General features: G+C 68.1%; 17 protein-coding genes. 12 read left to right on the top strand and 5 right to left on the bottom strand.

Annotated elements, in window-relative coordinates; all coding sequences use genetic code 11:
- Positions 1–352: 352 nt before the first annotated feature.
- The 9 genes from BM060_RS31545 to BM060_RS31585 all read left to right on the top strand — a co-directional run bounded on the left by BM060_RS31545 (position 353) and on the right by BM060_RS31585 (position 7,468).
- Complete coding sequence (locus tag BM060_RS31545) at positions 353–664, top strand: DUF485 domain-containing protein (RefSeq protein WP_074986456.1); 312 nt, start codon at positions 353–355, stop codon at positions 662–664.
- Positions 661–2,316, top strand: a complete 1,656-nt coding sequence (locus tag BM060_RS31550) for a cation acetate symporter (RefSeq protein ID WP_074986434.1) — start codon at positions 661–663, stop codon at positions 2,314–2,316. The genes BM060_RS31545 and BM060_RS31550 overlap by 4 nt, the downstream gene beginning before the upstream one ends.
- A 77-nt stretch (positions 2,317–2,393) precedes the next feature.
- Entirely contained in the window at positions 2,394–4,184 is a 1,791-nt protein-coding gene (locus tag BM060_RS31555; protein ID WP_074986436.1) for a DUF294 nucleotidyltransferase-like domain-containing protein, read from the top strand.
- On the top strand, positions 4,181–4,807 hold the full coding sequence (locus BM060_RS31560) for a 3'-5' exonuclease (RefSeq protein WP_058488867.1): 627 nt from the start codon (positions 4,181–4,183) through the stop codon (positions 4,805–4,807). Before BM060_RS31555 ends, BM060_RS31560 begins: the two co-directional genes overlap by 4 nt.
- 138 nt (positions 4,808–4,945) lie before the next feature.
- Positions 4,946–5,098 (top strand): DUF3309 family protein, encoded by a 153-nt coding sequence (locus tag BM060_RS31565; RefSeq protein WP_009620484.1) that lies wholly within the window; start codon positions 4,946–4,948, stop codon positions 5,096–5,098.
- A gap of 114 nt (positions 5,099–5,212) precedes the next feature.
- Positions 5,213–5,518, top strand: a complete 306-nt coding sequence (locus BM060_RS31570; protein WP_009620483.1) for a hypothetical protein — start codon at positions 5,213–5,215, stop codon at positions 5,516–5,518.
- 129 nt (positions 5,519–5,647) lie between these two features.
- A complete protein-coding gene (locus tag BM060_RS31575) occupies positions 5,648–6,460 on the top strand; it encodes an SDR family oxidoreductase (RefSeq protein ID WP_074986438.1) in 813 nt (270 codons plus the stop codon).
- A 234-nt stretch (positions 6,461–6,694) separates the two neighbouring features.
- Positions 6,695–7,120, top strand: coding sequence for a hypothetical protein (locus BM060_RS31580; protein WP_009620481.1), 426 nt, complete (start codon positions 6,695–6,697; stop codon positions 7,118–7,120).
- A gap of 18 nt (positions 7,121–7,138) precedes the next feature.
- Complete coding sequence (locus tag BM060_RS31585; protein WP_009620480.1) at positions 7,139–7,468, top strand: YnfA family protein; 330 nt, start codon at positions 7,139–7,141, stop codon at positions 7,466–7,468.
- A gap of 375 nt (positions 7,469–7,843) precedes the next feature.
- Here the strand turns inward: BM060_RS31585 and BM060_RS31590 are convergent, their stop codons facing one another.
- From BM060_RS31590 to BM060_RS31605, 4 genes are all read right to left on the bottom strand, one after another.
- Positions 7,844–8,074, bottom strand: coding sequence for a YheU family protein (locus BM060_RS31590; RefSeq protein ID WP_074986441.1), 231 nt, complete (start codon positions 8,072–8,074; stop codon positions 7,844–7,846).
- 69 nt (positions 8,075–8,143) lie between these two features.
- Entirely contained in the window at positions 8,144–9,346 is a 1,203-nt protein-coding gene (locus BM060_RS31595) for an osmoprotectant NAGGN system M42 family peptidase (RefSeq protein WP_074986443.1), read from the bottom strand.
- Positions 9,343–11,115 (bottom strand): N-acetylglutaminylglutamine synthetase, encoded by a 1,773-nt coding sequence (gene ngg, locus BM060_RS31600; protein ID WP_074986445.1) that lies wholly within the window; start codon positions 11,113–11,115, stop codon positions 9,343–9,345. Before ngg ends, BM060_RS31595 begins: the two co-directional genes overlap by 4 nt.
- A gap of 61 nt (positions 11,116–11,176) precedes the next feature.
- Positions 11,177–12,946: an N-acetylglutaminylglutamine amidotransferase gene (locus tag BM060_RS31605; protein ID WP_074986447.1), complete on the bottom strand. Its 1,770-nt coding sequence runs from the start codon at positions 12,944–12,946 to the stop codon at positions 11,177–11,179.
- Positions 12,947–13,088: 142 nt separating this feature from the next.
- Between BM060_RS31605 and BM060_RS31610 the strand changes: the two genes are divergently transcribed.
- Complete coding sequence (locus BM060_RS31610) at positions 13,089–13,559, top strand: MarR family winged helix-turn-helix transcriptional regulator (RefSeq protein ID WP_074986448.1); 471 nt, start codon at positions 13,089–13,091, stop codon at positions 13,557–13,559.
- A 671-nt stretch (positions 13,560–14,230) separates the two neighbouring features.
- On the opposite strand, the gene mnmC is transcribed toward BM060_RS31610, so the two are convergent.
- Complete coding sequence (gene mnmC / locus BM060_RS31615; protein ID WP_074986450.1) at positions 14,231–16,189, bottom strand: bifunctional tRNA (5-methylaminomethyl-2-thiouridine)(34)-methyltransferase MnmC2/FAD-dependent 5-carboxymethylaminomethyl-2-thiouridine(34) oxidoreductase MnmC1; 1,959 nt, start codon at positions 16,187–16,189, stop codon at positions 14,231–14,233.
- A gap of 107 nt (positions 16,190–16,296) precedes the next feature.
- Between mnmC and pap the strand changes: the two genes are divergently transcribed.
- Together pap and BM060_RS31625 are read left to right on the top strand one after the other, a co-directional pair.
- Complete coding sequence (gene pap / locus BM060_RS31620; protein WP_074986452.1) at positions 16,297–17,787, top strand: polyphosphate:AMP phosphotransferase; 1,491 nt, start codon at positions 16,297–16,299, stop codon at positions 17,785–17,787.
- Positions 17,788–17,798: 11 nt separating this feature from the next.
- Positions 17,799–18,131, top strand: a complete 333-nt coding sequence (locus BM060_RS31625; RefSeq protein WP_074986454.1) for a tryptophan synthase subunit beta — start codon at positions 17,799–17,801, stop codon at positions 18,129–18,131.
- Positions 18,132–18,550 lie beyond the last annotated feature (419 nt).

Here is an 18,550-nt window from a genome sequence, read left to right on the forward strand (position 1 = left end):
TCGAATGCTCTGCGTTTACGGCTCATGAATGACTCCTCTATTCAGTGGATTTTCCACCTATCGAGGTGTCCGAGGAAATTGAACCACCACAAACAGCCCCCTCTCCCTTCAGGGAGAGGGTTGGGGAGAGGGCGCTCTTAACCCCAACACCGCAGCCACCGACAAACCCCATTCGCGAGCAAGCCCGCTCCTACAGACATCCCCACCAAGACTCCGCCACTCCCACGCCGAAGGCTCTAGCCAGCACCTCCCAGCCCGCTACGACTAAAGTCGTCTGGAGGCCTTGCACCAGAGTCCTAAAGTGGGGATCGACGACATCCGCGTCATCCCCCGCTGTGAGGACAAGAACAAAATGAACGACAGCATCTACCAGCGGATTGATACCAATCCGCGCTTCAAGGAACTGGTGGCCAAACGCGAGCGATTCGCCTGGCTGCTCTCACTGATCATGCTGGGCCTGTACGTGGCCTTCATCCTGCTGATCGCATTCGAACCGCAAGTGCTGGGCACCAAGGTGAGCCCCGATTCCTCGGTGACCTGGGGCATTCCCATCGGCGTCGGGCTGATTCTGTCCGCCTTCGTCCTCACCGGCATCTACGTGCGCCGCGCCAATGGCGAGTTCGACCGCCTGAACCAGGAAGTCCTCAAGGAGGTCCAGCAATGATCGCCCGCCTGTTCGCGGCCCTCGGCCTGGCCGCCTTCGCCCCCGCCCTCTGGGCCGACGCCCTGACCGGCGACGTGCAGCGCCAGCCGATCAACGTCTCGGCGATCATCATGTTCGTCGCCTTCGTCGGCCTCACCCTGTGCATCACCTACTGGGCCTCCAAGCGCAGCAAGTCGGCCGCCGACTTCTACACCGCAGGCGGCAGCATCACCGGCTTCCAGAACGGCCTGGCGATCGCCGGCGACTACATGTCCGCCGCGTCCTTCCTGGGGATTTCCGCGCTGGTGTTCACCTCCGGCTACGACGGCCTGATCTACTCCATCGGCTTTCTCGTGGGCTGGCCGATCATCCTCTTCCTGATCGCCGAGCGCCTGCGCAACCTCGGCAAGTACACCTTCGCCGACGTGGCCTCCTACCGCCTCAAGCAGAAGGACATCCGCACCCTGTCCGCCTGCGGCTCGCTGGTGGTGGTGGCCTTCTACCTGATCGCGCAGATGGTCGGCGCCGGCAAGCTGATCGAACTGCTGTTCGGCTTGAACTACCACGTCGCCGTGGTCATGGTCGGCATCCTGATGGTGCTCTACGTGCTGTTCGGCGGCATGCTGGCCACCACCTGGGTACAGATCATCAAGGCCGTGCTGCTGCTGTGCGGCGCCTCCTTCATGGCGATCATGGTGCTCAAGCACGTCAACTTCGACATCAGCGCGCTGTTCTCCGAAGCCATCAAGGTGCACCCCAAAGGCGAGGCCATCATGAGCCCCGGCGGCCTGGTGAAGGACCCGATCTCGGCCTTCTCCCTGGGCTTCGCGCTGATGTTCGGCACCGCCGGCCTGCCGCACATCCTGATGCGCTTCTTCACCGTCAGTGACGCCAAGGAAGCCCGCAAGTCGGTGTTCTTCGCCACCGGCTTCATCGGCTACTTCTACATCCTGACCTTCATCATCGGCTTCGGCGCCATCGTGCTGGTGAGCACCAACCCGGCCTTCAAGGACGCCGCCGGCGCCCTGATCGGCGGCAACAACATGGCCGCCGTGCACCTGGCCGACGCCGTGGGCGGCAGCCTGTTCCTCGGCTTCATCTCCGCGGTGGCCTTCGCCACCATCCTCGCGGTGGTCGCCGGCCTGACCCTGGCCGGTGCCTCGGCGGTGTCCCACGACCTGTACGCCAGCGTGCTCAAGGGCGGCAAGGCCAACGAGAAGGACGAGCTGCGCGTGTCGAAGATCACCACCGTCGCCCTGGGCGTGGTCGCGATCATCCTCGGCATCCTGTTCGAGAAGCAGAACATCGCCTTCATGGTCGGCCTGGCCTTCTCCATCGCCGCCAGCTGCAACTTCCCGGTGCTGCTGCTCTCGATGTACTGGAAGAAGCTGACCACCCGCGGCGCCATGATCGGCGGCTGGCTGGGCCTGATCACCGCGGTGGTGCTGATGATCCTCGGCCCGACCATCTGGGTGCAGATCCTCGGCCACGAGAAAGCCATCTACCCGTTCGAATACCCGGCGCTGTTCTCCATGGCCGTGGCCTTCATCGGCATCTGGTTCTTCTCCATCACCGACAAGTCGGCGGCGGCGGACGAGGAGCGCGCACGCTTCTTCCCGCAGTTCATCCGCTCGCAGACCGGCCTGGGCGCCAGTGGCGCAGTAGCCCACTGATGCCTCGCGGCTGACTTGACGAAGCCGGAGGCTCGCCTCCGGCTTCGCCTTTTACGCACTGCCACAAGGGGCTCGCGATGCCCGAGAGCTTCAACTTCTCCGCGCCGCCGTTCGATCAGCTGCGCGTGAGCGAGCGCCAGGCCTTCGCCGAGGCCCTGAGCGTCGCCTACTACACCAGTGGCGAGACCGTGCTCGAAGCCGGCGCCGCGGTGCCCTGCCTGTTCATCGTGCTCAAGGGCGTGGTCGAGGAGCGCGGCGAAGATGGCCGGCTGTTCGCCCAGTACGCCGGTGACGACCTGTTCGACATCCGCGGGCTGTTCTCCGGCAGCAGCAAGCACGACTACCGCGCGGTGGAGGAGAGCATCCTCTACGAACTGCCGGCCAGCACCTTCCACCAGCTGTGCGGCGACAACCCCGGCTTCGCCCGCTTCTTCCAGGCCGACCTCGCGGCCAAGCGCCAATTGGCGCGGCGCGACGGGCAGAACCTGGCCGAATTCATCCTCACCCGCATCGCCCGCGAACACCTGCTGCCGGCCATCGAAGTGGACGCCGGGCTGCCCCTGGGCGACGCCGCGCGCCTGCAACTCAGCCATGGCGCCGATGCCCTGCTGGTGCGCAGCGGCGGCGAACTGGGCATCGTCACCCGCACCGACCTGATGCGCGCGCATTTCCGCGACGGCCGCGCCGAGGACGAAGCCATCGGCCCGCTCGCCCACGGCCCGCTGGCCAGCATCGAGCTGGGCGACTTCCTGTTCGACGCCATGATCCTCATGACGCGCCTGCGCATCGAGCGCGTCGCGGTGCACGAGGACGGCGAAGTGGTCGGCCTGCTGCACCTGACCCAGGTGCTCAGCCTGTTCTCCACCCACTCCCACGTCCTGGCGCTGCGCATCGCCCGCGCCGAGACCGAGGAGGAGCTGCGCGGCGCCGCCGAGACCCTGCACACCCTGATCGCCACCCTGGCCGGCAACGGCATCCGCCTGCGCTTCATCATGCAGCTGGTCGGCGCGCTCAACGAGCAATTGCTCGAACGCCTCTTCGAACTCTTGATACCGGCGCCGCTGCGCAGCCGCTGCTGCCTGGTGGTGATGGGCAGCGAAGGCCGCGGCGAGCAACTGCTCAAGACCGACCAGGACAACGCCCTGATCCTCGCCGACGATTTCCCCCAGGAACAGGCCCTGGCGCTGATGCAGCGCTTCAGCGATGCGCTGCTGGCCTGCGGCTATCCGCCGTGCCCCGGCGGCGTCATGGCCAGCCACGCGCAGTGGTGCAAGCCGCTGGCCGCCTGGCAGCGCGAGCTGAACACCACGGCCCTGGAAGGGCGCCCGGAACAGCTGCTGCGCCTGTCGATCCTCATCGACGCCTGGCCGGTGGCCGGCAACCGCCAACTGTTCGACGGCCTGCGCCAGGGCCTGCTGGGCTTCGCCGCGGACGGCGAGCGCTGGCTGGCGGACATCGCCGTGGCGGCCCTGCAGTTCGACACCCCGCTGACCTTCCTCGGCCAACTGAAGACCCGCGAGGAACACCTGGACATCAAGCGCGGCGGCATCTTCCCCATCGTCCACGGCTGCCGCGTGCTGGCCCTGCGCGAAGGGCTGGAGGCGCGCGGCAGCCTGGCCCGGCTGGACGCGCTGAAGGCGCGCGGGGTGCTCGACGAGGGCCTGGCGGAGAACCTTGCCGAAGCCTTCGAGCTGTTCCTGCAGCTGCGCCTGACCCAGCAACTGGCCGGCGAGCGCGATGGCCGCCAGCAGGGCCTGGACGTCGCCCGCCTGAGTCGCCACGAGCGCGATATGCTGCGCTTCGGACTGCATGCGGTGAAGAAGTTCAAGCAGAGCCTGGAACGGCAGTTCCACCTGGAGAGCCGATGAATGCCCTGGTGAAGATTCCCGACCACCACTGGTCCGGCTGGCGCCGCCGGCTGTACTGGTGCCTGCACGCCCCGGAGGAGGCCGAGGAGATCGTCTCCCTGGACCTGGAGACCACCAGCCTCGACCCGCGCAAGGCGGACATCCTCAGCATAGGCGCGGTGCTCATCCGCCGCGGCAAGCTGGTGCTCGGCGAGCGCCTGGAGCTGTTGGTGGAGCCGCCGGCCAGCCTCGACGGCGAGTCGATCCGCATCCACAAGCTGCGCCGCGCCGACCTCGAAGGCCAACTGCCGCTGGAAGAGGCGCTGCGCCGGACCCTGGCCTTCATCGGCGACCGCCCGCTGCTGGGCTACTACCTGTCGTTCGACGTCGCCGTGCTGCGCCGCCACCTGCGCGAGCGCCTGGGCGAGGCCCTGGGCAACCCGCGCATCGAGGTTTCCGCGCTGTACCAGCGCAAGATGGCGCGGCGCTACCCGGACCTGCACCTGGACCTGCGCTTCGACACCCTGGCGCGCACCCTCGGCATTCCCGTGGAAGGCCGCCACACCGCGCTGGGCGATGCGCGCAGCGTGGCGCTGATGTTCCTGCGCCTGCGCAAGGGCTCGCTGCCCGACCTGCAGCACTGAGCCCGCGGCGCAGAAAAACTGAATCCCGGCGTTGCGACGCCAGTCCCAATAGCAGGTGGGCAGCCCGTGCGCTGCCCGTTCCGCGGACGCGGGCCGGCAATGCTGGCGTGCCGTCCGACTGCCTACGGGAGGCGCTCCATGGGAACCATTCTGCTGGTCATCCTCATCCTTCTGCTCATCGGCGGCCTGCCGGTGTATCCCTATTCGCGCAGCTGGGGCTACGGGCCCTCGGGGATCCTCGGCGTGGTCCTGGTGGTGCTGCTGGTCATGCTCCTGCTGGGCTACGTATAGCGTGAACCCTTCGCGGTCCGCCGCCGGCGCAAGGTGCGCAAAGTGATCCAGGACACAGCCCGCCGTCCGCCCACGCCCTACCATGATGGCCTTTTGCAGGACGGGGGAAAGGGAATGCTCGGAGTCGTACTGGTCGCCCTGGGCAGCCTGTGGCTGCTCGGCCAGTTGCTCAGTGGCCTGGTGGCGCTGCCGGCGGCGGACTGGTTGGCGCGGGAGAGCGATCCGCAACGCTACTGGCAGTTCGTCTATTTCGCCCCGGCCCTGCTGCTGGCGCTGGGCTTCTTCCTGTTGCGCTACCGCGTGCATTCGTTCGCCGGCCTGCGCCGCGAGAAGGTCAATTGCGCGGCCTTCGTGCTGATCTTCGCGGGCGTCGCACTGGTTCTCGGGAAGCTTTCCTGTCTGCTGCTTCCATTGTTCTGAAGGCCGCGCCTTACCTGGCTGTGGCGCCGGTTTGCCGGCGCCATTCAGCAGCCTGATTAAAGCGCAGCGCGGGCGGGGCCTTGGCTACACTGCCGGACAATTCCCCGGACAAGACAAGGCAACCCCCCTATGCAAAACCGCATGATGATCACCGGCGCCGGTTCCGGCCTGGGCCGCGAAATCGCCCTGCGCTGGGCCCGCGAAGGCTGGCGCCTGGCCCTGGCCGACATCAACGACGACGGCCTGGCCGAAACCCTGCGCCTGGTGCGCGAGGCCGGCGGCGACGGCTTCACCCAGCGCTGCGACGTGCGCGACTACAGCCAGCTGACGGCGCTGGCCCAGGCCTGCGACGAGAAGCTCGGCGGCATCGACGTCATCGTCAACAATGCCGGCGTGGCCTCCGGCGGCTTCTTCGAGGAGCTGTCGCTGGAAGACTGGGACTGGCAGATCTCCATCAACCTGATGGGCGTGGTCAAGGGCTGCAAGGCCTTCCTGCCGCTGCTGGAGCGCAGCAAGGGGCGCATCGTCAACATCGCCTCCATGGCCGCGCTGATGCAGGGCCCGGCGATGAGCAACTACAACGTGGCCAAGGCCGGCGTAGTGGCCCTGTCGGAAAGCCTGCTGGCCGAGCTGAGCCTGGTGGACGTGAAGGTCCACGTGGTCTGCCCGTCGTTCTTCCAGACCAACCTGCTGGACTCCTTCCGCGGCCCCAGCCCGGACATGAAGAACCAGGTGGGCAAGCTGCTGGAAGGCTCGCCGATCAGCGCCGCCGACATCGCCGACTACATCCACCAGGAAGTCGAGCGCGGCAGCTTCATGATCCTGCCCCACGAGCAGGGCCGCCTGGCCTGGCAGGTCAAGCAGCAGAACCCGCAGGCGATCTACGACGAGATGACGCGCATGGCGCAGAAGATGAAGGCCAAGCAGCGCAGCCTGGCCTGAGTTTTCGCACCGCTTCGGTGCAAGCGAAAACAGCGCTTGCCCAGGGCGGTGCAAAAGCGTAGTTTTGCTTCACCGGCCTGCCTGCCGATGTAAGTTGGACCCCAGTGAAAGCCCCGCCTCCATCGCGGGGCTTTTGCTTTTCCGGGCCAGGCCACGCAACATTGCTGCCCGGCGCTTCCGTGGCGCCTGCGCCTGTGCTAGAAGGCAGCGTCGTCCAGAGGGAGTCTCACCGTCTTGCAGTCCGAATCCATCGTCTATGGTTGCATCCGCGACTGGCCCGGCGACTCCATGGAGCGGCGCCTGCGCCGCGCGGCCAACCGCAAGGTGCTGGACAGCCTGCCGATGGGCGAGGCCTGGCCGTTCCTCGGCCGCGAGATGTTCAGCCGCTGCGAGCAGGAAGGCGCCGGCCTGTACCAGTCCCAGGTGATCCACTTCGGCGCCAGCTACCCGGCCATCGAATACGAGTGGAACCTGTGGGTGGAGCAGTTCGAGGCGCTGCTCAAGCGCCTGTACTGGGCCAGCGCGGTGGTGCACCTGGAAACCGAACTCAACGGCTGCCACACCTTCCGCTGGGAATCCGAACGCGGCTTCCACAGCCCCCAGGAAGGCGACCTGCGGGTACGCTGCGCCTGGGAGCGCGAAGGCGGCCTGCGCGGCTGAGCCGCCAAGGAAAGCGAGATGCTCAACTACCTGTGGTTCCTCCTGGCCGCGTTCTGCGAGATCGCCGGCTGCTACGCCTTCTTCCTCTGGCTGCGCCTGGACCGCACGCCCCTGTGGATAATTCCCGGGCTGTTCAGCCTGCTGTGCTTCGCCCTGCTGCTGACCCGCGTCGAGGCGGCCTATGCCGGGCGCTCCTATGCGGCCTATGGCGGCATCTACGTGGCGGCGTCGCTGTTCTGGCTGGCCTATGTGGAGAAGAGCCGGCCGCTGTGGAGCGACTGGCTGGGCGTGGCGTTGTGCATCGTGGGGGCGAGCGTGGTGCTGCTGGGGCCGAAGTTGGCGCCTTGATGGAGGCTGGCTTTTCGTAGGAGCGAGCTTGCTCGCGAACCTGGCTCCTGGTGCTCAGCTAACCCTTGCAACCCTCTCCCCCCGCCCTCTCCCTGAAGGGAGAGGGAGCTATCCGTGCATGCCGGCAACTCCAGCATTGCCGGCGGGCATAGAAACCACCCCAGACACCGAATGCCCCCTCTCCCTTCAGGGAGAGGGCTGGGGAGAGGGCGCTCCAAAGCCCAGCACCTAAAGTCCCCGGCAAGCGCCATTCGCGAGCAAGCTCGCTCCTACGCGGCATCAGCCATGGCGTACCCCTGTAGGAGCGGGCCCTGCCCGCGATATCGCGCGCAGGGCGCGCTCCTACACCACCACACACCGTAGGATGGGTATCGCTCAGCTCTCCAGCCACTCCTTCGGCACTTCCACCTTGAGCATCAGCTGACATTGCTGGCTCTCCGGATCGAACACGATCACCGCCTCGCCGCGCCTGAGCGCGTGGCGCGCGCGTTCGACGCGGGTGGCCAGGGGCGTGTCGTCGCCGTTGTCGGTGCCTTCGCGGGTGACGAAGTCTTCCAGCAGGTTGTTCAGGGTATCGGCTTCGAGCAGGTCGTAGGGAATCAGCATGGGCGGGCACTCGGCGGAACTGGCGGCGATTCTAGTCGCGCGCCGGCCCGCCGGCGAGTGCGGAACGCCTCAGTGGTGCCCCTTTTCATCGTCCTTGCTGTTGTCCAGCAGTTCGCCCACCGGTTGCACGTGGGTGGTGCTCTCCATGTGCACCGGGTGTTCCAGTTGCTTGCTGAAGCGCTCGATGGCGCCTTCCTTGGGCTCGGCGTCGCTGTCGAACACCGGCGGGCTGAGCAGGTAGGCGCAAAGCAGGCGCGCCAGGTTGGCCAGGCTGTCGATGTGGGTGCGCTCGTAGCCGTGGGTGGCGTCGCAGCCGAAGGCCAGCAGCGCGGTGCGGATGTCGTGGCCGGCCTCGATCGCCGACTGCGCGTCGCTGTGGTAGTAGCGGAACAGATCGCGGCGCACCGCCACCTCGTGGCGCTCGGCCAGGCGCAGCAGGTGCCGCGAGAGGTGGTAGTCGTAGGGCCCGCCGGAGTCCTGCAGGGCCACGCTCACCGCGTGTTCGCTGGAATTCTGCCCCTCGGCCACCGGGGCGATGTCGATGCCGACGAACTCGCTGACGTCCCAGGGCAGGGCGCCGGCCGCGCCGGAGCCGATCTCCTCGGTGATGGTGAATAGCGGGTGGCAGTCGATCGGCAGTTCCTGGCCGCTTTCGACGATGGCCTTGAGCGCCGCCAGCAGCGCCGCCACGCCGGCCTTGTCGTCCAGGTGGCGGGCGCTGATGTGGCCGCTGTCGGTGAATTCCGGCAGCGGGTCGAAGGCTACGAAGTCGCCGATGGACACACCCAGCGCGGCGCTGTCGGCCGGGCTCACGGTGTAGGCGTCCAGGCGCAGCTCGACGTGGTCCCAGCTGATCGGCAGGCTGTCCACCGCGGTGTTGAAGGCGTGCCCGGAGGCCATCAGCGGCAGTACGCTGCCGCGCAGCACGCCGTTGTCGCAGAACACGGTGACGCGGCTGCCCTCGGCGAAGCGGCTCGACCAGCAGCCCACCGGGGCCAGCGCCAGGCGGCCGTTGGGCTTGATCTCGCGGACGATGGCGCCGATGGTGTCCAGGTGCGCCGAGACCGCGCGGTCCGGGCTGTTGCGGCGGCCGGCGAGGGTCGCGCGGATGGTCCCGCGGCGGGTCATCTCGAAGGGGATGCCGATCTCCTCCAGGCGCTCGGCGACGTAGCGCACGATGGTGTCGGTGAAGCCGGTGGGGCTGGGGATGGCGAGCATCTCCAGCAGCACCCGCTGCAGGTAGTTGAGGTCCGGTTGCGGCAGTCGGCTCATGCGGGCACCTCGCGGTCCAGGGGTTCGCGGCTGAGCGGGAAGAGCAGGTCGAGGAAGCGTTCGGCGGTGGGCTGCGGCTCGTGGTTGGCCAGGCCCGGGCGCTCGTTGGCCTCGATGATCACGTAGTCCTCGCCCTCCACGTCGGGCACCAGCAGGTCCAGCCCGGTGACCGGGATTTCCAGCGCCCGCGCGGCGCGGATGGCGGCCTCGCGCAGGGCCGGGTGGAGCTTGTCGGTGACGTCTTCCAGGGTGCCGCCGGTGTGCAGGTTGGCGGTGCCGCGCACGGCCAGGCGGCGGCCTTCGGGCAGCACGTCGTCGTAGCCGAAGCCGGCGGCCTGCAGGGTGCGCTCGGTCTCGCCGTCCAGCGGGATGCGGCTCTCGCCGCCGGTGGCGGCCTGGCGCCGGCGGCTCTGCGCCTCGATCAGCTGACGGATGCTGTGGCGGCCGTCGCCGATCACCGTGGCCGGGTGGCGCACCGCGGCGGCCACCACTTCGTAGCCGATCACCAGCACGCGCAGGTCCTGGCCGGGGTGGTAGCTCTCCAGCAGCACGCGGCCGTCGAACTGGCGGGCGTGTTCGATGGCGGCCTCGACCTCTTCGGCGCGCATCAGGTTCACCGCCACGCCCTGGCCCTGCTCGGCGTCCACCGGCTTGACGACCAGTGCGCCGTGCTCGGCGAGGAACGCGGCGTTGTCCGCGGCGCTGGCGGCCAGGCGCTGCTGCGGCTGCTTCAGGCCGGCGCGTTCCAGCGCCCGGTGGGTCAGGCGCTTGTCCTGGCAGAGGGTCATGCTCACCGCGCTGGTCAGGTCGCACAGCGACTCGCGGCAACGGATGCGCCGGCCGCCCTGGGTCAGGCTGAAGATGCCGGCCTCGGCGTCCTGCACCTGCACCTCGATGCCGCGGCGATGGGCCTCGTCGACGATGATCCGGGCATAGGGGTTCAGCCCCTGCTCGGGGCCGGGGCCGAGGAACAGCGGCTGGTTGATGCCGTTCTTGCGCTTGATGGCGAAGGTCGCCAGTTCGCGGAAGCCGAGCTTGCGGTACAGCGCCTTCGCCTGTTTGTTGCTGTGCAGCACCGACAGGTCGAGGTAGGCCAGTTCGCGGCTCATGAAGTGTTCGATCAGGTGGCGCGCCAGGGCCTCGCCGACGCCCGGCCGGCTGCACTGCGGGTCCACCGCCAGGCACCAGAGGCTGGAGCCGCCTTCCGGGTCGTGGAAGGCCTTGGCGTGGTTCAGGCCCATGACCGCGCCGACCGCATTGCCGGTCTCGCTGTCCTCGGCCAGCCAGTAGGTGGGCCCGCCCTGGTAGTGCGGGGTGAGCCGCTCGGCGTCCACCGGCAGCATGCCGCGGGCCAGGTACAGGCGGTTGACCGCCGCCCAGTCGTCCTCGCCGTGCACCCGGCGGATGCGGAAGCCGCGGAACGAGCGGCGCGCCGGGCGGTAGTCGGTGAACCACAGGCGCAGGGTGTCGGAGGGGTCGAGGAACAGTTGCTGCGGGGCATGGGCCAGCACCTGCTGCGGCGCTGCCACGTAGAGTGCGATGTCACGTTCGCCAGGGCGCTCGTTGAGCAGCTCGCTGGCCAGCGCGTCGGGCTCGGCGAAGGTGTGCCCGATCAGCAGCCGGCCCCAGCCGCAGTGCAGGCTGTGGGGCTCGCAACCGGGCTGCTCGTGGTCCTCGGCGAAGCGCGCCTGCAGGCGCTGGTAGGTCGGCACCTGGCCGCGCAGCAGGCGCTGGTTGTGCGGATGGGGCAGGTTGAAATGGCTTTTCATGGTTCGCTCCCTGGAGGGCGGGCCGCCGGTACGGTGCCGGTGGCCCGCGCTGCTGGCTGGGTCAGAGTCCCTGTTCGGTCAGCCAGAGGTTGAGGGCGGCCAGCTGCCAGAGCTTGGAGCCGCGCAACGGGGTGAGGTCGTTCTGCGGGCTGCCGAGCAGGCGGTCGATCTGCGCCGGCTCGAACAGGCCGCGGTCCTGGCTCGGGTCCAGCAGCAGCTCGCTGACCCAGGCGCGGGTGTTGCCCTGCAGGTGCTTGAGGCCAGGCACCGGGAAGTAGCCCTTGGGCCGGTCGATCACCTCGGCGGGGATCACCCGCCGCGCCGCGGCCTTGAGCACCTGCTTGCCGCCGTCGCCGAGCTTGAAGCGCGCCGGGATGCGCGCCGAGAGTTCGGCCAGGCGGTAGTCGAGGAACGGCACGCGGGCCTCCAGGCCCCAGGCCATGGTCATGTTGTCGACGCGCTTGACCGGGTCGTCCACCAGCATGATGGTGCTGTCCAGGCGCAGCGCCTTGTCCACCGCGTCGCTGGCGCCGGGCATGGCGAAGTGCTCGGCGACGAAGGCCTGGGCCACGTCCTCCACGCGCAGGGCCGGGCGCACCGTGGCTTCGTATTCGCCGTGGCTGCGGTCGAAGAAGGCCGCGCGGTAGGCGTGCAGCGGCGAGGCGGCGTCGACCATGGGCGGGTACCAGTGGTAGCCGGCGAAGAGTTCGTCGGCGCCCTGGCCGCTCTGCACCACCTTGCAGTGCTTCGACACTTCGCGGGCGAGCAGGTAGAAGGCGATGCAGTCGTGGCTGACCATGGGTTCGCTCATGGCGCGGAAGGCTGCCGGCAGCTGCTCGATCACCTCGTTCTCGCCGATGCGCAGCTGGTGGTGGCGCGTGCCGTAGCGGCGGGCGATGAGGTCGGAGTAGTGGAACTCGTCGCCGCGCTCGCCGCCGGCATCCTCGAAGCCGATGGAGAAGGTCAGCAGGTCGTCCACCCCAGCCTCGTGCAGCAGGCCGACCAGCAGGCTGGAGTCCACGCCGCCGGAGAGCAGCACGCCCACCTCGCGGGCGGCGCGCTGGCGGATGGCCACGGCCTCGCGCAGGCTGTCCAGCACGCGGTCTTCCCAATCCTCCAGGCGCAGTTCGCGTTCGTCCTCGCGGCAGCCGTATTCCAGGCGCCACCAGCAGTGCTGCTCGCTGCGGCCGTCGGCGTCGATGCTCATCCAGGTCGCCGGCGGCAGCTTGCGCACGCCGTTGAGAATGGTGCGCGGGGCGGGCACCACGGCGTGGAAGTTCAGGTAGAGGTTGAGCGCCTCGGCGTCCAGGCTGGTGTCGACGCCGCCGCCCTGCAGCAGCGCCGGCAGGCTGGAGGCGAAGCGCAGACGCTTGTCGTCCCGGGCCAGGTACAGCGGCTTGATGCCCAGGCGGTCGCGGGCGATGAACAGCCGGCGGGCGTCGCGCTCCCAGATGGCGAAGGCGAACATGCCGTTGAGCCTGGGCAACAGCTCCTTGCCCCAGGCGTGGTAGCCCTTGAGCAGCACCTCGGTGTCGCCGCCGGAGAAGAAGCGGTAGCCGAGGGCTTCCAGCTCCTTGCGCAGCTCGGGGTAGTTGTAGATGGCGCCGTTGAACACCAGGGACAGGCCCAGGGTGGTGTCGATCATCGGCTGGCCGGAGGCTTCGGCCAGGTCCATGATCTTCAGCCGGCGGTGGCCGAGGGCCACTGGCCCTTCGCTGTGGAAGCCCCAGGCGTCGGGTCCGCGGGGGGCGAGGTGGTGGGTGATGCGCTCGACCGCCGCGAGGTCGGCCGGCTGGTTATCGAAACGTAGTTCTCCTGCTATGCCGCACATTTTCCTTACCGGTTCTCCGTTGGGGATGAATGGGGGGTCAGGCCGGGGCCCTTTTTTTGTGTTAACAGAAAGACTGTTTCATGTGAAAGTAGTTCTATGATTTTTTTATGAATTCATGCGCCTTCTGTATGGAAGATTGATTATGGTTGAAAGAAAAAATGCCTTGGAGGATGCCTATGCGTTGTCCATGTTCCAGGCCCTGCGGCGGCTGCACCAGGGCAGCGAGGTGCACGCCAAGCGCCTGAGCCGCTTCGGCGGGCTGACGCCGCTGCAACTGCTGATCCTGCAGGTGTTGCTGGTGGAGAGGGAGATCACTGCCAGCCGCCTGGCCAAGCGTGTGAGCCTGTCCCAGGCTTCGCTGTCCGGGGTGCTCGATCGTCTGGAAAGCCGTGGTTTGCTGGCGCGCCGGCGTGATGAGCAGGATCGGCGCAAGCAATGGTTGCTGCTGGAGGACGCTGGCCGTGACGCATTGCAGTCGGCGCCGCCGTTGTTGCCGGAATATGTGTTGGTGCGCTTTGCCGAGTTGCCTGAGTGGGAGCGGCATGCGGTGTTGGCGGGGTTGTTGCGGGCGGCGGAGTTGTTCGAGTTGCCGGAGGAGGAGGAAGAGGAGTGATGGGAGGTTGGGAGGTTGGGATGCGTAGGAGCCTGATTCTTCACTTTGCACCCAACCTCACCCCCCGTCATTCCCGCGAACGCGGGAACCCAGTGACTTGGGGGCTCGGTGTAGCGCGCCGCACCGAGTGTTCGGATGTCTCTGGTTTCGCCCCCTCGGGCGAGTCCCTTTTGTCAAACGCCACAAAAGGAACCAAAAAGGCTTGCCCCACATACGGGCCCGACAGAGTCGGGCTACCCTCGCGAATTCCCCCGCCACGGAGGCCCGCCCCGAGGGTACGTCCCTGTAGCCCGCGGGGCTCTCGCGACATCCATGTCGCATGACCTCCTGAGCGCGGGTTTCGCTCGGCCTTCTGAAGGGGCGTTTCGGTGCGCGCGGAGGTTTCTCTGGAAATCCCAAGAGCGAACGCGCTTTTGCTCTTCGTAGGAGCGAGCTTGCTCGCGAACCCACCAGTCACTGGGTTCCCGCGTTCGCGGGAATGACGAGGTTGAAGGATGGTGCCTGACTTACAGGCCACTCCGGACAGCCCCCTCTCCCTTCAGGGAGAGGGCTGGGGAGAGGGCGCTCTTGAACCCAACACCTACGTCCCCGGTAACCACTGTTCGCGAGCAAGCTCGCTCCTACGAAAAACACCTCGGCGCCGCCAGCGACAGGCTCATCACCAGGTGTGGCTAGGACTTCAGCCCCCGCACCAGCTCGCGCAGGAAGAACCGATTGGGATGGCAAGCCTCGGCCACGGCTCGAGGCAGGGGCAGTGGCTCGTCGTCCAGCCAGGCCGCCAGCAGTTCGCCGGACAGCGGCGCGCTGATCAGCCCGCGGGAGCCGTGGGCGCTGTTCAGGTACAGGCCGTCGAGCCAGGGGCAGGGCGTGTCGGGTACCTGGCGGGCGTCCTTGGCCAGTACGGCGTAGGCCTCGGCGAAGGCTTCGCGCGCGGCCAGCGGGCCGATCAGCGGCAGGTAGTCCGGCGTTGTGCAACGGAACGCGGCGCGGCCTTCGAGGGCTGCCGGGTCCTGCGGGCCCAGGCGCTGCAGCAGGTCCGGGGAGATTTCCCGCAGCAGTTCCAGATTGCCCTGGTGTTCGGCGACGGTGGGCTGCAGGTCGTCGCTGTGAAAGTCGAAGCTGGCGCCCAGGGTGTGCTCGCCCAGGCGCGGCGGAGCGACGTAGCCCTCGGCGCAGACCACGGTACGCAGCGCCGCGCTTGCTTCGGTGGCCGGCAGGCGGCTGATCTGCCCGCGGATGCGTTTGAGCGGCAGGCTGGCCGCGCCGGGGAAGGCGCGTACCTCGGCGGCGGTGGCCAGGACCGCCACCGGCGCCGAGGCCAGGCGCTGTTCGCCATCGAAGGCGTGCCACTGCCCGCCGTCGCGCTCCAGGCGCACCTCGTGGCCGCTCAGCAGCTCGATGTTCGGGGGTTCGGCCAGGGCCCGGCACAGCGCCGGCGGATGCGCCCAGCCGGCCTCGGGGAAGAACAGCCCGCCGGCCGGCAGGGCGATGCCGGCGGTGGCTTCGGCCTGTTCCCGCGAGAGCGCCTGCAGCAGGTCCTCGGGGAAGGCTTCGGCCAGCTTCGCCTGGCGCTTGCCCTCGGCTTCGTCGAAGGCCAGTTGCAGCACGCCGCAGGCGTCCCAGTCGCGGCCGCGTTGCAGACGCTCCAGCAGCCGGCGGGTATGGCCGAAGCCGGCCACCACCAGACGCGACAGCGCCGTGCCGTGGGCCGAGAGCTTGAGGTAGAGCACGCCCTGGGGGTTGCCCGAGGCCTCCGCGGCCAGTTCGCCATGGCGTTCCACCAGGCTTACCTTCCAGCCGCGCACAGCCAGGCTGGCGGCGGTGGCGCAGCCGGCCAGGCCGCCGCCGACGACCAGCGCGCGGCGCTCGCCCACGGGCGCCGGCGGGCGCGCATACCAGGGCTTGGCGGCGTCCTGCGGCTGGCCCTGGAACTCGCCCACCAGCATCTCGCGCTTCTGCCCGAAGCCCTTGACCCGCTGCATGGCGAAGCCGGCGGCGATCAGCCCGCGGCGGACGAAACCGGCGCTGGTGAAGGTGGCCAGCGTCGCGCCGGGGGCCGCCAGCCGCGCCAGTTCGGCGAACAGCGGCTCGGTCCACATCTCCGGGTTCTTCGCCGGGGAGAAGCCGTCGAGGAACCAGGCGTCGATACGCGCTTCCAGCTCCGGCAGGGTTTCCAGCACGTCGCCCACCAGCAGGGTGAGCACCACCCGGCCACCGTCGAACAGCAGGCGCTGGAAGCCGGGATGGATGGCGTGGTACTGCGCCAGCAACTGCTCGCTCCAGGGCCGCAGTTCATCCCACAGGGCCAGGGCGCGCGCCAGGTCGTCGCGGCGCAGCGGGTACTTCTCCACGCTGACGAAGTGCAGGCGCGCATCCGCCGGGGCCAGGGCCTCGAACTGGCGCCAGGCGCAGAGGAAGTTCAGGCCGGTGCCGAAGCCGGTCTCGCCGATGCACAGGCGCCCGCCCGCCGGCAGTGCGGCGAAGCGTCGCGGCAACTGGTTGCCGTCGAGGAACACGTGGTGGGTTTCCGCCAGGCCCGAGGCGCGGGAGAAGTACACGTCGCCGTAGGCGCGCGACAGGGGCTGGCCGTTTTCGTCCCAGTCGAGCTGGGCGCTGTGGTGGTCGGGCATGGGGCTACCGGCAGGAAAGCGAAGCGCGCATTTTAGCCGATCCCCCGCGCAGACAGCCTGCGTCACATCCGCTACCTTCAATGCAACCCGCAGTCAGGAGGCAGTGCATGTTCGAGTCCGCCGAGATCGGCCATTCCATCGACAAGGAAACCTACGAAAGGGAAGTCATAGAGCTGCGCGAAGCCTTGCTGGAGGCCCAGTACGAGCTCAAGCGGCAGGCGCGGTTCCCGGTGATCATCCTGATCAACGGCATCGAGGGGGCCGGCAAGGGCGAGACGGTCAAGCTGCTCAACGAGTGGATGGACCCGCGGCTGATCCAGGTGGAAAGCTTCCTCTGGCCCACCGACGAGGAGCTCGCCCGCCCGCCGCAGTGGCGCTTCTGGCGGCGCCTGCCGCCCAAGGGGCGCACGGCGATCTTCTTCGGCAACTGGTACAGCCAGATGCTCCATGCGCGGGTCAACGGCGACATCAAGAGCAGCCGCCTGGACGTGGCCATCGACGCCGCCGAGCGTTTCGAGCGCATGCTCTGCGACGAGGGCGCGCTGATCTTCAAGTTCTGGTTCCACCTGTCCAAGAAGCAGCTCAAGGAACGCCTGAAGACCCTCGAGAATGACCCCCAGCGCTCCTGGCAACTGAGCGAGATCGACTGGCTGCAGAGCGAGGTCTACGACAAGTTCGTGCGCTACGGCGAGCGCGTGCTGCGCCGCACCAGCCGCGACTACGCGCCCTGGTACATCGTCGAGGGCGCGGACGAGCGCTACCGCAGCCTGACCGTCGGCCGCACCATCCTCGAAGGCCTGCAGGCGGCGCTCGACGTCAAGGACCGGCCGCGCCGGCAGCCCCATGCCGCGCCGTTGGTGGCCAGCCTGGACAACCGCGGCCTGCTCGACAGCCTCGACCTGAGCCTGGCGCTGAGCAAGGACCAGTACAAGACGCAACTGGCCCGGGAGCAGGCGCGCCTGGCCACGCTGATCCGCGACAAGCGCTTCCGCCAGCATTCGCTGCTGGCCGTGTTCGAGGGCAACGACGCCGCCGGCAAGGGCGGCGCCATCCGCCGCGTCACCGACGCCCTGGACCCGCGCCAGTACCACATCGTGCCCATCGCCGCGCCCACCGAGGAGGAGCGCGCCCAGCCCTACTTGTGGCGCTTCTGGCGGCACATGCCGGCGCGCCGGCAGTTCACCATCTTCGACCGTTCCTGGTACGGCCGGGTGCTGGTGGAGCGCGTCGAGGGCTTCTGCCCGCCGGCCGACTGGCTGCGCGCCTACTCGGAGATCAACGACTTCGAGGAGCAACTGGTGGAGTTCGGCATCGTGGTGGTGAAGTTCTGGCTGGCCATCGACAAGGACACCCAGTACGAGCGCTTCAAGGAGCGCGAGAGCATTCCCTTCAAGCGCTACAAGATCACCGAGGAAGACTGGCGCAACCGCGACAAGTGGGACCAGTACGTCGACGCGGTGGGCGACATGGTGGATCGCACCAGCACCGAGATCGCGCCCTGGACCCTGGTGGAGGCCAACGACAAGCGCTTCGCCCGGGTCAAGGTGCTGCGCACGCTCAACGATGCGCTGGAGGCGGCGTTCGATAAGGACAAGTGAAGGAGACGGCGATGGTCTACGTGCAGCGCGATGAGAACGGCCGCCTGGTGCGGGTCGAACGCGAACCCTTCGCCGGCGGCCAGGGCGCCCCGGCCGACGACCCCGAGGTGCTGGCCTGGATGAGCGGCGCCCTGGACGCGCGCCTGCAGTCCCTGCAGCGCTCGGACCTGGAGTTGGTGCGGGTGATCGAGGACCTAGTGGGCGTGCTGGTGGGTCGCGGCCTGATCCGCTACACCGACCTGCCCGAAGCGGCCCGGCGCAAGCTGGAAGACCGCGCCACCACCCGCGCCGGGCTGGATGGGCTGGGTGGGTTGGTCGAGGAGGAGGATGAGCGGTTGTTCTGAAGGCAGGCTCGGGGTTTTTGTAGGAGCGAGCTTGCTCGCGAACAGTGGTTACCGTAGGTGTCGGGTTCAAGAGCACCCTCTCCCCAACCCTCTCCCTGAAGGGAGAGGGGGCTGTTCGGAGTGGGTGGGGAGTTTGGAGTTATCCTGATACTCCTAACCTCACCCCGTCATTCCCGCGAACGCGGGAACCCAGTGACTGCTGGGTTCGCGAGCAAGCTCGCTCCTACGAAAAGCAAAAGCAAAAGCGCGCCCGCTCTGCCTTTTGCTTTTGGACTTCCAGAGAAACATCCGCGCACTCCGGAACGCCCCTTCAGAAGGCCGAGCGAAACCGGCGCTCAGGAGGTCATGCGACATGGATGTCGCGAGAGCCCCGCGGGCTACAGGGACGTACCCTCGGGGCGGGCCTCCGTGGCGGGGGA

This window comes from Pseudomonas citronellolis, from assembly GCF_900112375.1.
GTDB classification, from domain to species: domain Bacteria; phylum Pseudomonadota; class Gammaproteobacteria; order Pseudomonadales; family Pseudomonadaceae; genus Pseudomonas; species Pseudomonas citronellolis.